At 41.3% G+C, this 14,274-nt stretch carries 10 protein-coding genes and 1 pseudogene; 4 read left to right on the forward strand and 7 right to left on the reverse strand.

Going from position 1 to position 14,274, the window contains the following annotated elements:
* Window positions 1–863: tetratricopeptide repeat protein (locus V7K85_RS11150; RefSeq protein ID WP_334813548.1), on the forward strand; the 863-nt coding region annotated here is incomplete at its 5' end.
* Window positions 864–1,372: 509 nt separating this feature from the next.
* Here V7K85_RS11150 and V7K85_RS11155 read toward each other — a convergent pair.
* The 3 genes from V7K85_RS11155 to V7K85_RS11165 all read right to left on the reverse strand — a co-directional run bounded on the left by V7K85_RS11155 (window position 1,373) and on the right by V7K85_RS11165 (window position 4,602).
* Window positions 1,373–1,711, reverse strand: a complete 339-nt coding sequence (locus V7K85_RS11155) for a hypothetical protein (RefSeq protein ID WP_334813550.1) — start codon at window positions 1,709–1,711, stop codon at window positions 1,373–1,375.
* A gap of 209 nt (window positions 1,712–1,920) precedes the next feature.
* Window positions 1,921–2,877 (reverse strand): NAD-dependent epimerase/dehydratase family protein, encoded by a 957-nt coding sequence (locus tag V7K85_RS11160; protein WP_334813552.1) that lies wholly within the window; start codon window positions 2,875–2,877, stop codon window positions 1,921–1,923.
* 135 nt (window positions 2,878–3,012) lie between these two features.
* Entirely contained in the window at window positions 3,013–4,602 is a 1,590-nt protein-coding gene (locus tag V7K85_RS11165) for an aminotransferase-like domain-containing protein (protein ID WP_334813554.1), read from the reverse strand.
* Between the two features lie 216 nt (window positions 4,603–4,818).
* On the opposite strand from V7K85_RS11165, the gene V7K85_RS11170 reads away from it, so the two are divergent.
* Entirely contained in the window at window positions 4,819–5,034 is a 216-nt protein-coding gene (locus V7K85_RS11170) for a hypothetical protein (protein ID WP_334813556.1), read from the forward strand.
* Window positions 5,035–5,243: 209 nt separating this feature from the next.
* Here the strand turns inward: V7K85_RS11170 and V7K85_RS11175 are convergent, their stop codons facing one another.
* From V7K85_RS11175 to V7K85_RS11185, 3 genes are all read right to left on the reverse strand, one after another.
* Complete coding sequence (locus V7K85_RS11175; RefSeq protein WP_334813558.1) at window positions 5,244–6,809, reverse strand: hydantoinase B/oxoprolinase family protein; 1,566 nt, start codon at window positions 6,807–6,809, stop codon at window positions 5,244–5,246.
* A 287-nt stretch (window positions 6,810–7,096) separates the two neighbouring features.
* Window positions 7,097–7,984 (reverse strand): class I SAM-dependent methyltransferase, encoded by an 888-nt coding sequence (locus V7K85_RS11180; protein ID WP_334813560.1) that lies wholly within the window; start codon window positions 7,982–7,984, stop codon window positions 7,097–7,099.
* 350 nt (window positions 7,985–8,334) lie between these two features.
* On the reverse strand, window positions 8,335–10,425 hold the full coding sequence (locus V7K85_RS11185) for a hydantoinase/oxoprolinase family protein (protein WP_334813562.1): 2,091 nt from the start codon (window positions 10,423–10,425) through the stop codon (window positions 8,335–8,337).
* A 795-nt stretch (window positions 10,426–11,220) separates the two neighbouring features.
* Between V7K85_RS11185 and V7K85_RS11190 the strand changes: the two genes are divergently transcribed.
* Window positions 11,221–11,943, forward strand: coding sequence for a ferritin-like domain-containing protein (locus V7K85_RS11190; RefSeq protein ID WP_334813563.1), 723 nt, complete (start codon window positions 11,221–11,223; stop codon window positions 11,941–11,943).
* 19 nt (window positions 11,944–11,962) lie between these two features.
* Entirely contained in the window at window positions 11,963–12,754 is a 792-nt protein-coding gene (locus V7K85_RS11195) for a ferritin-like domain-containing protein (protein WP_334813565.1), read from the forward strand.
* Window positions 12,755–13,047: 293 nt separating this feature from the next.
* Here the strand turns inward: V7K85_RS11195 and V7K85_RS11200 are convergent.
* Window positions 13,048–14,184, reverse strand: a pseudogene (locus V7K85_RS11200) (sensor histidine kinase); the annotation flags it as partial.
* Window positions 14,185–14,274 lie beyond the last annotated feature (90 nt).

Here is a 14,274-nt window from a genome sequence, read left to right on the forward strand (position 1 = left end):
GGGGAGTGTTGGGAGATATAGAGCGCAATCGCAGCAACTGGGATGCTGCCGAAACCCTGTATCGGCAATCTTTAGAAGTGATGACAGAATTAGGCAATCGCTCTGGAATGGCTTCTAGTTGGGCATCGTTGGGAGATATAGAGCGCAATCGCGGCAACTGGGATGCTGCCGAAACCCTGTATCGGCAATGTTTAGAAGTTGAGACAGAATTAGGCGATCGCTCTGGTATGGCTTCTAGTTGGGGAGTGTTGGGAAATATAGAGCGCAATCGCGGCAACTGGGATGCTGCCGAAACCCTGTATCAGCAATCTTTGACAGTGAGAACAGAATTAGGCGAACGCTCTGGAATGGCTTCTAGTTGGGCATCGTTGGGAGATATAGAGCGCAATCGCAGCAACTGGGATGCTGCCGAAACCCTGTATCGGCAATCTTTAGAAGTTGAGACAGAATTAGGCGATCGCTCTGGTATGGCTTCTAGTTGGGGAGTGTTGGGAGATATAGAGCGCAATCGCGGCAACTGGGATGCTGCCGAAACCCTGTATCGGCAATCTTTAACAGTGAGAACAGAATTAGGCGAACGCTCTGGTATGGCTTATTCTTATGGTGGTTTAGGAGAAAATGAACTTCATCGCGGTAATCTCGAAGCAGCAGAACAGTTTTCTAAACAAGCTTTGGTAATGGCGCAAGAATTAGGGATAACTCACCTAGTAGCAGATGTTAACTACGATTTAGCACGGCTAGAGCGTAAGCGCAGCAATACAGAACTTGCCCAACAGTATTACAACACAGCACATCAAATATTTCAGCAATTGGGTGCGGCGAAGGATTTGGAGAAAATTGAGCGAGAGTGGGAGCAAGATTAATCGCAATTATGCAAAGTTTATTGCTTCTGGGTGAGGGTGCTGTTGTTTCTTATGGTGAATTACTTCAAAATTGGACGCAGAGGAGATAACCTCACTCCGCATCACATACCATCCAATGCGTTTATGCAAACAAAAGTACCTGGTTATACAAAAGTAGGACTTACGCAGAGCAGATCCCCCAACCCCCTTAAAAAGGGGGCTTTTCAGATCCCCCCCTTAAAAAGGGGGGTTAGGGGGGATCGAGGTTTCAGGTTTTCAGTGCGTAAGTCCTAAAAAGATAAAGGCATTGTAATTATGATGGAGCATCTGTCTTTTGGAAATCTTGTAATTCCCCCTGATAAAGGCGGAAAATAAGAAATCTTGTTCCCTCCCCTTGACAAGGGGAGGTTAGGGTGGGGTAAAACTGACGCGAGAAACCAGGTGAGTAAGCTATTTCAGACTTGTGTATACACCGTAGCACCGTAGCTTACCAAGGCAGGACTACGGGGGGTTAAAACGATCTCAAATTCTTACGAATGATTTAGGACTGCTATATAAGCAACAGATACCTCGAAGTCATGTTGAAGTACTTGAAAGTCGTGTTGAGGTACTCCAAAATCGTGTTGAAGTACTTGAAAGTCGTGTTGAGGTACTCCAAAGTCGTGTTGAAGTACTTGAAAGTCGTGTTGAGGTACTCCAAAGTCGTGTTGAAGTACTTGAAAGTCGTGTTGAGGTACTCCGAAGTCGTGTTGGAGTACTTGAAAGTCGTGTTGAGGTACTCCGAAGTCGTGTTGGAGTACTTCAAACTTTGTCGCACCGCGATCGCTTTCATATATCTCCACAAACAAAGCGATGTCTACGACGGTCACTGAGCGCAGCCGTTCGCGCAGCGTCTCGTAGAGAAGTGCGGGCTACGCCTACGCTTGACTTTTAAAACAGTCGCTACACCTGAACACGAACTTCCGAGACAAAAGCTCAACATTCCGAGTTCTGAGGTTTAACGATGAGGCTCGGAGGTGGAATGATGAAGTTGAAAAGCCTATTTCTAGCTCTTAACACACGCGATTAATCGCATCTCTCATTTAATTTCGTTCTTGCTGCGCCAAGTTTGTACTGTTTGCTGCAAACCCTCTTTGTAACTTAAATAACGCGGTTTCCAACCAAGCTGTTGACGAATTGAGTCACTTTTAACTGTGGTTGCCAATTTAAGTAACTCTACCTGCTGAGGTGTAATTACCGCCAGAAGTGCTACAGGAGTCAGCCACATCGGAATGTGTGCAGGTTGTTTTCTGCCTAAGGCAAAGGCAAAGTAATCAATGAAATCTGCAAAGGATACCGGAGTTCCATCGACGATGTTAAACACTGCGCCTACTGTTTGCTGCTCTCCTGGTTGAACTAGAGCTTGAGCAGCATCTTCAAAGTGTAGCCAGTTGCCTAAGTTATTTGCAGGCCCTGCAAAATAAGGGCGTCTGAGGTTGAATGATTTTATATATAGTTTGAGGTCTTCAGATTGGGGGCCATACAAGTATCCCATCCGTAAAAGGCTAGAGGGAATCTTGCTGTTGCTCACCTGGTTTTCTGCGGCGATCGCGGCGGCAAAAATTGGGTCATCGCCAGGTACAACTAGAGGCGCAGTTTCTGTGCTATCTTTTGCATTGCCATAAAGAAAAGTATAACTGGTGTGGACAAGAAACGGAGTCCCTGCATCTTCAATCGCTGTCAATAGTGCATCAGTTGTGGCTTTTAAGGTTTTGTCAAATCCTTTCCAGTCCTGACCATCGCTTAATAATGTATTGGCAAACTGTGGCGTGAGGTTAATAACCACGTTAGCATTAGCTGTGGATAAAACATCCTTAAGTTCAGTGGCACTTGTCAAACTGACATCAGCAACTAGGCCACCCTTTGAACGTATGACCTCAGCGCCATCCTTACTTAGTGGTATTCCAGTCACCTGATGTCCACGAGCAACTAGTTGCTGCGTGGTTTCTTGTCCCAGTTCCGTATCAGCGCCTGTAATGACAAAATTTATAGTCATATTTTTTAAAGTAGTTCTGCCTGCAAACAGCTAATGTTAATCATCTGGACAGGAGATTAACTATCTTTAAAGTTTTTTACAATGATCGCAATGCTCAGGAATACCCCCTTAAGGTTGACATTTAGAGCGCCTTTTTCAAGTGAGCGATCGCATAACATCATTTTTCAGTTGATGTAGACTACGGGCTGATTTCTCTCCAAACCTCTGTGTCTTGGCTCCTGCGTCACTAACTGAGCGCTGGCTTCCGGTACTCAAACTTCTTTGTGCTACTACGCATTCTCTGGAAATATACTTTTTCAGCAACTTACCCACAATCAAGATCCCTTGCTCAATCTCCTCTGGCGATAGACAGAAAGTCAGACGCATCGCTGGATAACCCTGCTTATCGGGGAAAAATGCCGAACCGCACGCCAGGTAGACATTTTGTGCAAAGGCTTCCTTACGAATTGTCCCAATCGGAAAATCATCTGGTAACTGTACCCAGAGAAATAATCCACCTGTGGGAACTGTCCAACGGATCTCTTCGGGAAAATAACGCTCCAAAGCTTGCAGCATAATATTACGACTTTGGAGATTATCTGTGCGAAGGCGGCTGAGGTGACGGCGGTAATGTCCTGAAGCAAGATATTCGCTAACTATTGTTTGCGAAATACTGGATGTGTGCAAGTCATGGAGCAACTTCCGCTCAACAATTGCTTGATAATGCTTACCTGTAACTACCATATAGCCCACTCGTAAACCAGGCATTAAAGTTTTAGAAAAGGTGCTTAGGTAAGTCACCAAATTATTTTTATCTAAAGCTTTAATTGGCGCTGGCACTGCCTCAAAATTTATTCCTTCATAAGCATTATTTTCTAAAATGGGACACTCATATTTTTCAGCTAATGCTAATAATTGTTGACGATGAGCTTGTGTTGTCGTCAATCCTGTCGGATTGTGAAAAGTACTAATCGTATAAATTAATTTCGGGCGGTGGCTGTGTAGATATTGCTCTAATAATTCTAAATTCATTCCCTCCGCAGTCATGGGAATGCCAATAATCTTGGCTTTTAAGTTTTCTAAGATTGAGATTGCACCATAATAGGTGGGAGCTTCCACAATCACCCAATCACCAGGTTGTACATAATAATTCATAGCTAATGACAACCCTTGCTGAGAGCCATTAGTAATAATTAAATCCTCTGGAAAAACCTCTAATCCTTGATGTACTAGCATCTGGGCAATTTGTCTGCACAGAGTTAGTTGTCCTTGAGGCATCTCATGAGGAAAGAAAATATCAGTATCATCTTGTCTTAGCGCTCGTCTAGCAATGACGTTGATATCTTTTGGTGGACGTGGATAACCGTAGCCAAAATTAATCATTCCTGGCTGCGTTTGTGCTTGCACCAGTGGAGTATACATCTTATAAAAAGAACACTTCTCTGGTTTTGTAATTATGACATTTTGGGCTGGAGCAAATGTAGATTCTAAATTGGCACTCTTCAGAGAAACGCTGCTGACAAAATATCCTGAACCCGGACGGGCAGAAACAATCCCATCGGCTTCTAAAACGTTATATGCTTCAATAATCGTGAGTTTGTTAACTTGTAAACTTTCTGCGAGAGAGCGGATAGAAGGGAGGCGATCGCCACTTTTGAGTGCGCCAGATTTAATCAAACGACTAATGCGATCGCGGATCTGCAAATAAATCGGTTTGTGTGACTGTCGTTCTAAGAAAATGTTCATTTTGGCGCACTCCTTAATGACTAAATAATCATCAATACTGGCAATATAAACTATTTTTACCAAGTTTACCTAGTACAGTTAAGAGATTTTTTACTATACCAGTTGGGAAGGCGCTGAACTGTACTAGTTCAAATTTGTCAAAACTGTACCTTCTCAGTTTAAAATTCTTACGTGAAAGTAAAAGTAATAGTTAACTGTTTAGCAGGTACTTTCACTATGAATAAATTTAATGTTTTGTTAAATTTACGAAAATATTGGCAACATTTTGTTATATGGATGACTAGTGGTTCTGATCTCCAAGTATGGCAGGAATCTGACTGGCATGGTCACATTTTTTCTTGGCACGCCTACGATCCGATCACAGGACGCTCGGCTTGTTTTGGTTCTGAAGAAGAAATGCGAATTTGGATTGATAAATGTTATTACAAATAAAATCTTGTGCCAAACTGCAACTCAAATTAACTAGTAATTAGTTATCAAAAGTAAACAGGGCAAAAATTTATAGCTTTTCAATTCAGCAGAAAATACTGGTACTATTACAGCACGGCATAAATAACCGACCCATTCAAAATCAATGAAACGCTTACGTTGTATTAATTTTGACTTTTGACTTTTGAATGAGTGACTTCCGCCTTGCGGTACTAGGAGGCTTTACCAAATCCGCCTCCTCCAGGAGTTTCGATCACAAAAACATCACCAGGTTTCATCTCTACTGTTGCTGTGCTGTCTAAATTCTCTTCAATTCCATTCTGACGTTGTATCCAGTTGCGTCCGACAATTCCGGCTTCTCCACCATTTAATCCAAAGGGAGGGACAACCCGATGACCAGAGAGAATATTAGCTGTCATAAGTTCTAAGAAACGGATGCGGCGGACAACTCCATTACCACCGGAATATTTTCCTTTTCCACCGCTATCGGGACGAAGACTAAAGCTTTCTAAAAGTACAGGATAACGGGTTTCTAAAACTTCTGGATCAGTCAAGCGGGAGTTAGTCATGTGAGAATGAACACCATCAGTTCCATCAAAATCAATTCCTGCCCCAGAGCCGCCGCAGATAGTTTCATAATATTGATATTGCTCATTACCAAAAGTAAAATTATTCATCGTTCCTTGAGAAGCAGCCATGACACCCAAAGCACCATATAAAGCATCAACAATTGTTTGAGAAGTTTCTACATTACCCGCCACTACTGCTGCTGGATAAATTGGATTCAGCATACAGCCGACCGGTATAATAATTTCTAAAGGGTTAAGACAACCGGCATTAAGAGGAATATTATCATCAACCAAAGTCCGAAAGACATATAAGACTGCTGCTTGAGTTACAGCTTTAGGAGCATTAAAATTACTATTTAGTTGCCGAGAAGTCCCAGTAAAATCAATGGTAGCACTGCGACTTTCTAGATGAATCGTAACTTTTACTTGAATTATTGCTCCATTATCCATTTGATAAATAAATGAGCCATCCTTGAGAAGATTGATAGCCTTTCTCACCGATTCTTCAGCATTAGCTTGCACAAAACTCATATAAGCTTGGACAGTCTCAAGTCCGTATTGTAAAACCATTTTACGGAGTTCTTGAACTCCCCGTTCATTGGCGGCAATTTGTGCCTTAAAATCAGCTATATTTTGGTCAGGGTTACGGGTAGGATAAATATGATTTGAGAGATGCTGTCTTACTGTAGTTTCTCGAAAGCTCCCCTCTTCAACCAAGAGAAAATTATCAAAAAGAATTCCTTCCTCTTCTACAGTGGTACTGTGAGGAGGCATTGAACCAGGAGTAATTCCACCGATATCCGCTTGGTGTCCACGAGAAGCAACAAAGAAGAGGGGCATGGGGAATGAAATATTTTCACTCGTTTCCAAAAATACAGGGGTAATTGCAGTTATGTCAGGAAGATGTGTACCGCCGTTATAGGGATTATTTGATAAATATACATTTCCTGGTTTTAGGGTGTCGCGTTTATCGTTAATTAAACTGCGGACACTTTCACTCATTGAGCCTAAATGTACAGGAATATGAGGGGCATTAGCAACTAATAATCCCGAAGAGTCAAAAATAGCACAGGAGAAATCTAGCCTTTCTTTGATATTCACAGATGTTGCCGTATTTTGGAGAACAATTCCCATTTGTTCGGCGATAAATTGATAGAGATTTTTGAATATTTCCAAGCGGACAGGATCAGGTTGAGATGTTGTGTACATTTTTAACTCCTTAAAAAAATTTTGTAGTAATCCCTTAACTCACATCTTGCACCTGGAAATTTTAATGTCAATCCCTTGACTAAGTGTCTGTTCTCTTAGGTGTTCAATGTCTTGTAAAAGAAACAACACCACCAAATGGGGAAATATAGTTTGAAACGTAATTTCTGCGGATTGTCCCCAATCAAAGACGCAAAGCGCTAGAAAAACGGCGTCCTTTTTTTCAATCCCACACTTTTAAGTGTGGGTTTCCTGTTCCCTCTGAAAAACATCTCGGCTCAATGCCCTCACTATTCCACTGTTAATGTCCAAATATTAAAGTTCAGGGACTTATAGTTTTTGAACTCGGCTTCAGATATGTCTAATTTTTGCATTGCAGTTAGCTGATAACTTCCGTCTATTTGTGGAGAGATGCAGCTCCTAAAACCTAAGTGTGAAAAAAAGTCCACAATTTGTTGTTGATTATCAAAGCCTGTTTTGTGCACATCACGCTGCGTTGTGTCTTGGACTCCTTGCGCGATATTCTGCAATTCTGAGTGAGTCTGTAAACGTCCTTCATGCTCAGCGTTTGTTAGAAAATCAGGAGTGATCCACGCGCCACCGAAGCGGGAAAGAACCGAATGAATGTTGCGTGCTGCCCTCTCCTTTTCTTCCATTGAAAGGTAATGATAAAGTCCTTCGTGGATGACGGCTACTGGATGATTTGGCTTAAAGTGACGGATGGCTGATTCAATTTCAGGAAACGAAAGAATGTTTACGGCATCAAAGAATAAATTCTTGCGCTCTCTTAGTCCGTGATTAGATATAATTTTTGACAGTATTTGTTGCTTTTCTTGCATTAGCTCAGGAAGATCTGTCTCCACATAAATATACTCTGGATCTTCAGTCATAGCTAGCCCACGAAATGATAGCCCACTGGCTAACTCCAAAACCTGCGTAATGCCCTCTTTCTTTATCGCGCTGACAATACTTTTATAACGTATCTCAGCAGCAAGAGCTGCCCATTTCAAAAATTCTGGTGTGAGGTTCGTTCCTTGTGAGAAATTTTTTAAAACATCTTCTGCACGTATCAGTGTAGCAACATCCCTGCTAAAGGGAATATCTGAAAATTGCCGGAAATAAGCCACCAACTTGGCAGTCGGGCTAATCTTACTATGATCAGGACTAGTCGTTTTCACTGATTTACTCCTATTGTTGTTAGCTTAGAGGATATTGTCTATGGTAAAGAGATTGTACTCTAAATACTAACCTTATTGTCTTTCATAACTAGCGAATTGGCTTATTTGTAAATAGTGTGTTTGTACTGCATTAATTTCTGTCTCTTTTTTGCTATTACTGATGTTTTTTCACTGGTGCGATATCTGAGTTAAGCACTTTTTTAAACACTTCAGTGTTTACTACCAGCTATCACTATCTACTTGGGCAGGAGCGAAATATGCAAGATTTCGCTTATTGTAGAGAATCCGGCGCGGGTGTAAATTCGCATTTCCTGTAGCGAGGGTGAGTATTTTCGAGAACAACAGCCGATTTATAAACGTTCTAAAATTAGATGGTTCTGTTGAGTTAATCTTGCTTGCCAGTTAGGTTCAACTACAATGGTGCTAATTTTTTCAACAACGATCGCAGCCCCATTAATCCTATCTTCTGGTTGTAAATCTTCCCGCCGATAAACAGGAGTATCATACCATCTATCAGTACTAAACATTCTTACTATCTCAACAGATGCAGGAGCTTCATCTAAAGGGCGAGTCCGAATAATTAAAGGTTCTTCCGGAGTCTCCATCTTCTGAATTACTTCCACTGAGGCAGATTCAACAATTAAGGTTTTCTCTAATTGAATGAAACCATAACGAGATTTATGTTCAGCCTCAAATTCTTGTCGCATCACTGCTACTTCATCAGTAAAACTAACGGTCAATGTAGAGTTAGTCCCCTCATATTTTAAGTTGACTTTGCGGACTACCTGTGCTTGGATATTATCTTCATTTATTTCACTTCTAGCTTGAGTTTCTAAATCTTCTATTAACTGGTGTAATTTAGGAATTAATGTTTGAGTTAAAGGCTGTTCTACTCCCCCTTCTCTAATTGCCCGCACATCAGCTAATCCCATTCCATAAGCAGATAGAACACCAGCATAAGGATGTAGAAATATCTTTTTCATTCCCAAGGTATCGGCAATTAAACAAGCAACTTGCCCGCCTGCACCGCCAAAACAACAAAGTACATATTGGCTGACATCATAACCCCGTTGCAGACTGATTTTTTTAATTGCGTTCGCCATATTTTCCACTGCGATCGCCATAAATCCAGCGGCTACTTGTTCAGGAGTACAATGATTTAATGTAGCGGCTTGAATCTCTTGGGCTAATTGTGTAAATTGCTGAATGACAGTATCTTTATTTAGAGGTAAATTGCCATCAATTCCAAAAACTGAGGGAAAATATTGCGGATGAATTTTGCCTAACATCACATTGGCATCAGTAACCGCTAATGGCCCGCCACATCGGTAACAAGCAGGCCCAGGATTTGAACCAGCAGATTTAGGGCCGACACGATAACTAGAACCATCAAAAAAGAGAATTGAACCGCCTCCAGCAGCAATGGTATTAATTGCTAATACGGGAACTCGCATCCGCGCCCCAGCAATTTCTGAATCTAGTTGTCGTTCATACTCTCCTTTAAAGTGAGCGACATCTGTACTTGTTCCTCCCATATCAAAGGTAATAACTAACTCGAAACCTGCCCTTTTACTAGTTTGAACTGCACCGACAATACCACCTGCCGGGCCACTCAAAATACTATCTTTGCCTTGAAATTGTTGGGCTGCGACTAAACCTCCGTCAGATTTCATAAACATTAATTTGACTCTAGGTAACTGACTCGCTATTTGGTTGACATAGCGACGGAGAATCGGAGTTAAATAAGCATCTACTACTGTTGTATCTCCTCGGCTGACTAATTTAATTAACGGACTAACTTGATGAGATACAGATATTTGGGTAAAGCCAATTTCTTGAGCGATTTGGGCTATTTGTTGTTCGTGTTCAGGATAGCGATCGCTATGTATAAAAACAATAGCACAACTCCTAATTCCTGTGTTGTAAACTGCTTGTAAGTCATTTTTGGCTATTTCAATATTTATGGCGATTAATTCGTTGCCATGAGCATCATAACGTTCATCAATCTCAATCACCTGTTCATAAAGCATGGTTGGTAAAACGATATGACGAGCAAAGATGTTAGGACGGTTTTGGTAGCCAATTTGCAGCGCATCTTTAAAGCCTTTGGTAATCAGAAGAACAACCCTGTCTCCTTTCCTTTCTAACAGTGCATTTGTTGCTACTGTTGTCCCCATTTTTACCACTTCTATCGCTTCATTAGGAATGGGTTCGTTACCAGAAATACCCAGAATATCCCGAATACCTTGAATGGCTGCATCTTGATATTGTTCGGGATTTTCTGAAAGCAGTTTGTAAATTATAATCCATTGCTGATTAGGCAGAGTCACAATTAAAAAACGTTCTGGATGTTTTGAGAGTCTGTCTATGATTGCCTGATTATCAGTAACAGCAACAATATCTGTAAATGTACCACCCCTGTCAGCAAAAATCTTCAACATTATTCTGTTTCCTCAATGCTATACAGGTAGCATAACAATGGGATTTGGAGTATTTCTACTTCAGATGGGGAATATTCGATATAGTCAATATCATCATCTGACATCGATTCAAAAGCGTAAATCCAGCTACCATCTCAATTAACAAGACTTGTGCTTAACAAGGGGCAAAGGGCTTAAGCCCTTTGTTAAAGGTAAAGGTAGGTTTGGATAAAGGTAGGTTTGTTACCTTTTATTAGATTTGGTTGATCAATATACCCACCTTCAATTAACATCCTATGCATAAAGACGCGGTTGAGGTGTTGTATCAATTGGGAATAAGTCAAAAGACCGTTGTTGTGGTTGGTCAGTTAACTCAGATATCACCTTATTAGACTTTGGACAAAATAGTGCAATTGCAGCAAAATAGCTGTTTTCATTGAGAATATAGCTATTTAACTGAGGATTAAAGCTCGATCTAACTTTGGGGGATTTCTCCTTCATTTAGGGGTTTTTAGCAATAAATGAGCAATAAATTTACCGGAGTTAAAACTGGTATTGCAGCAGTCCCTGAATCCTATTTTGGGCTAGGTATATTAACGCTGGGTTTTTTATCTACAGCTGCTCTGTTGAGAAAGAAAAAAAGCAACAAAGCGTAAGTTAACAATATTTCTAATAATAAACTGGGCGGAAATGTCGTTTGGGTGTTCATGGATGCCCTGCTACGGATAGGCGCAGTAATTAATAGAGATGTGTGTAATTATCCTTAACTACTAACAAGTAGGTAAATAAAGACTGACTTTTTTAGGAGACAACAACATGAATAGGAAGTTATCTTCCACCTCACGACGTGCCTTATTAAAATGGGGCCTTTGTAGTTTTGGTACAGCAGCCCTAACGATATTACCTAAGAAGATAACGGCACACACTATTAGCTCAACCAAAACTCTGACATTTAATGCTAATGATGTTGGCATCCTTAACTTTGCTCTCTTATTAGAGGAGCTGGAAGCAGCATTCTATTTATTTGCTCTTAGTTCTGGCAAAATTAAAGACAAAAAAGAGTATGACTATCTTAAAGCCATAGGCTCTCATGAAGCCTCGCACGTAACTTTTCTCCGCCAGGTGCTAGGTGCAAATGCGAAGTTTAAAACGAAAGACCTCAGCTTTAATCAAGCTGGGTTAAATGCTGTTCTCAAAGACCGCAACACTATCTTGAATACAGCTGTGTCCTTGGAAGACACGGGTGTTCATGCTTATAATGGTGCGGGAACCAGCCTGAAAAACCCCACATACTTGCTTGCTGCTGGTTCTATTGTGTCTGTAGAAGCACGTCATACAGCAGGTGTACGTGCGCTCCTAAAGCGACCCACCACTGAGTTAGATACAGAGCGTGCAGTGAATGATGCTAATCTAGTTCCCGCACTAAATCCACTCAAGGGAAATGCTTACGACGAGTTATACACGCCTAAACAGATTGTGGCGATTGTTAGCTCTTTGAATTTATTGAACAACCCAATCAATGGCGCTCTCGTCGCCTAACTTAAGGAGTTACTCGAAGATGAAAACCCTTTTAGATTTGGCGACACAAATAGTTGCAAACCTTAGTAATTTCAGTGGACTATTCCGCAGTCTGGTAGCAAGAGCTTGGGGGATAGTTCTTATCCTACCTCTAATCCTCTTTCTATCTTTGTTGGTAATTCCAGCAACATCAGCCTATGCTCAGGGGACAGTGCTGAAGCCAAAAGAAGTTGTTGAATATGCCCTAACGTTGGAAAAACTGGAAGCTGATTTTTATCGCCGTGCAATTACTGCAACCCAAAGTGGCGGATTGAGCAGTCTCCCAAAGGTAGCCAAAAAGGCCCTCATCTCTTATGGAAAGGATGAAGCTCAACACGTTACTGACCTATCATCTGTATTGAAGTCTTTAGGAGGTAATCCAGATGGAATTACTATCCCAGCTAATCCCAACTACGATGCCATACTTCAACGCAACCCATTTGCTAAACCGCAAGACTTTTTACTTGCCCTACAGTTCGTTGAAGATACAGGAGTAGCAGCTTATAAGGGACAGGTACAAAACTTGCTTGCTGCAGGTCCATCTGGCAAAACGGTGCTAGCCGCCGCCCTAGAAATCCACACTGTAGAAGCCCGACATGCTGCTGGAATACGATACCTGCGGGAGACTTTTTACGGTGTAAACGTGCGACCGTGGATTAGAAATGTAAGTGAAGTAATCTATAACGAGGATCGTATTGGTAGTCCAATTCCGTTCGCCAGTGAAGCTTTCGATGGCTTTGCTACAAAGGATGAAGTATTAGCGCTAGTGGGTCCGATATTAACTGAGAAGTAAATATAATTGCGCTATTAATTGATTGTGATTTAATTAAGGCATAGCCATCAATATTTACCCAACAATACTTTGTCGTTCATACAGTAGATTGCAATTTCTCTACGAGAGGCTACGCCAAGGTGAGGTACAGATGATTTTAAGGGCACAGCACTGCTGTGCCCCTACCTCTGTACTTCATTTACCTGCAATCTGCTGTATTACTATGCGTCGGGGATCTGGTGTCAAAATGATAGTCTAATTTCCATTTCAGGTGATGCTACGGGTATAGAGAAAATTGCTACATATTTTGGTAATTAGGTAGATTGCTGGTTTAGCGGAATTACAATTACAAATTCTGTACCTTGTCCAGTAGCAGAAATACATTGTAATTTTCCCTGATGTTTTTGGGTGATAATCTGATAACTAATAGATAAACCTAACCCCGTACCTTTACCAACTGGTTTAGTAGTAAAGAATGGTTCAAACAAGTGTTGTTGTACATCTTCTGGAATGCCTAAACCATTATCAGCAATGCGAATAACTACCTGCTTTTCGTCGGTGAGTTGAGTATGAATCTGAATTTTTCCCTGAATATCTGATGGTCGGAAGCCTCCGCTCAGACCTCTGTCTTTGTCTTGTACAAATGACAGATGACTAATGACTAATGACTCTTCAATTGCATCGATCGCATTTGCCAAAAGATTCATAAATACCTGATTCAGTTGTCCAGCGTAACATTCTACTAATGGCAGGTCGCCGTACTCTTTGATGACCTCAATTGCTAGAGAGTCAGATTTAGCCTTGAGGCGATGTTCCAGAATCATCAATGTACTATCGATACCCTCATGGATATTCACAGCTTTCATCTCTGTTTCATCTAAGCGGGAAAAGTTTCGTAGAGATAAAACGATTTCTGTGATTCTTTCAGCACCAACTGTCATAGAAGTTAGCAAGTTTGGCAAGTCTGCCATCACGAAATTTAAGTCGATGGCTTCTGTTTCTTTTTGAATTTCAGTGACTGGATTAGGATAGTTTTGCTGGTATAATTGCAACAAACTAAGTATATCTTGGATATATTGATTGGCAAAAGTGATATTGCCATAGATAAAGTTAACTGGGTTGTTGATTTCGTGCGCTACACCTGCTACCAACTGCCCTAAGCTGGACATTTTTTCACTGTGCACTAGTTGAGATGCTAGGTGCTTTGCCTCTTGGCGCAATTGTGCTTCTGAGTGTCGCAAAATCTCTTCTGCTTGTTTGCGCTGGGTAATGTCGTGGAGAATGACGACATACTCTTGAAAATTCTGATGGGGTCGGTCTGAGATGGAAACTTCTAGGGTTCTGTTTTTCCCATTGCAGAGTAGAGTTTTTTCGCTGCGCTTTGTCCACTGGTCTGGATAGTAGACTAATGCGGGTAGCCATTTATTGAGGTGATTTCCCAGCAACTCAGAGCTGATTCGTAAAGAAAATCTAAAGAGAATTAAGTCTCGCTTTACTCAGGTTATAGGCTAAACCGAGAGCAGTTATGTTATTGTCGATGA

This window comes from Nostoc sp., from assembly GCF_036917615.1.
Classification (GTDB): Bacteria; Cyanobacteriota; Cyanobacteriia; order Cyanobacteriales; family Nostocaceae; genus Nostoc.

Coding starts and splice junctions, on each gene's coding strand:
- V7K85_RS11160 (WP_334813552.1), bottom strand. CDS start 2,877: ATGACTATAAATTTTGTCATTACAGGCGCTGATACGGAACTGGGACAA.
- V7K85_RS11165 (WP_334813554.1), bottom strand. CDS start 4,602: ATGAACATTTTCTTAGAACGACAGTCACACAAACCGATTTATTTGCAG.
- V7K85_RS11170 (WP_334813556.1), top strand. CDS start 4,819: ATGAATAAATTTAATGTTTTGTTAAATTTACGAAAATATTGGCAACAT.
- V7K85_RS11175 (WP_334813558.1), bottom strand. CDS start 6,809: ATGTACACAACATCTCAACCTGATCCTGTCCGCTTGGAAATATTCAAA.
- V7K85_RS11185 (WP_334813562.1), bottom strand. CDS start 10,425: ATGTTGAAGATTTTTGCTGACAGGGGTGGTACATTTACAGATATTGTT.
- V7K85_RS11190 (WP_334813563.1), top strand. CDS start 11,221: ATGAATAGGAAGTTATCTTCCACCTCACGACGTGCCTTATTAAAATGG.
- V7K85_RS11195 (WP_334813565.1), top strand. CDS start 11,963: ATGAAAACCCTTTTAGATTTGGCGACACAAATAGTTGCAAACCTTAGT.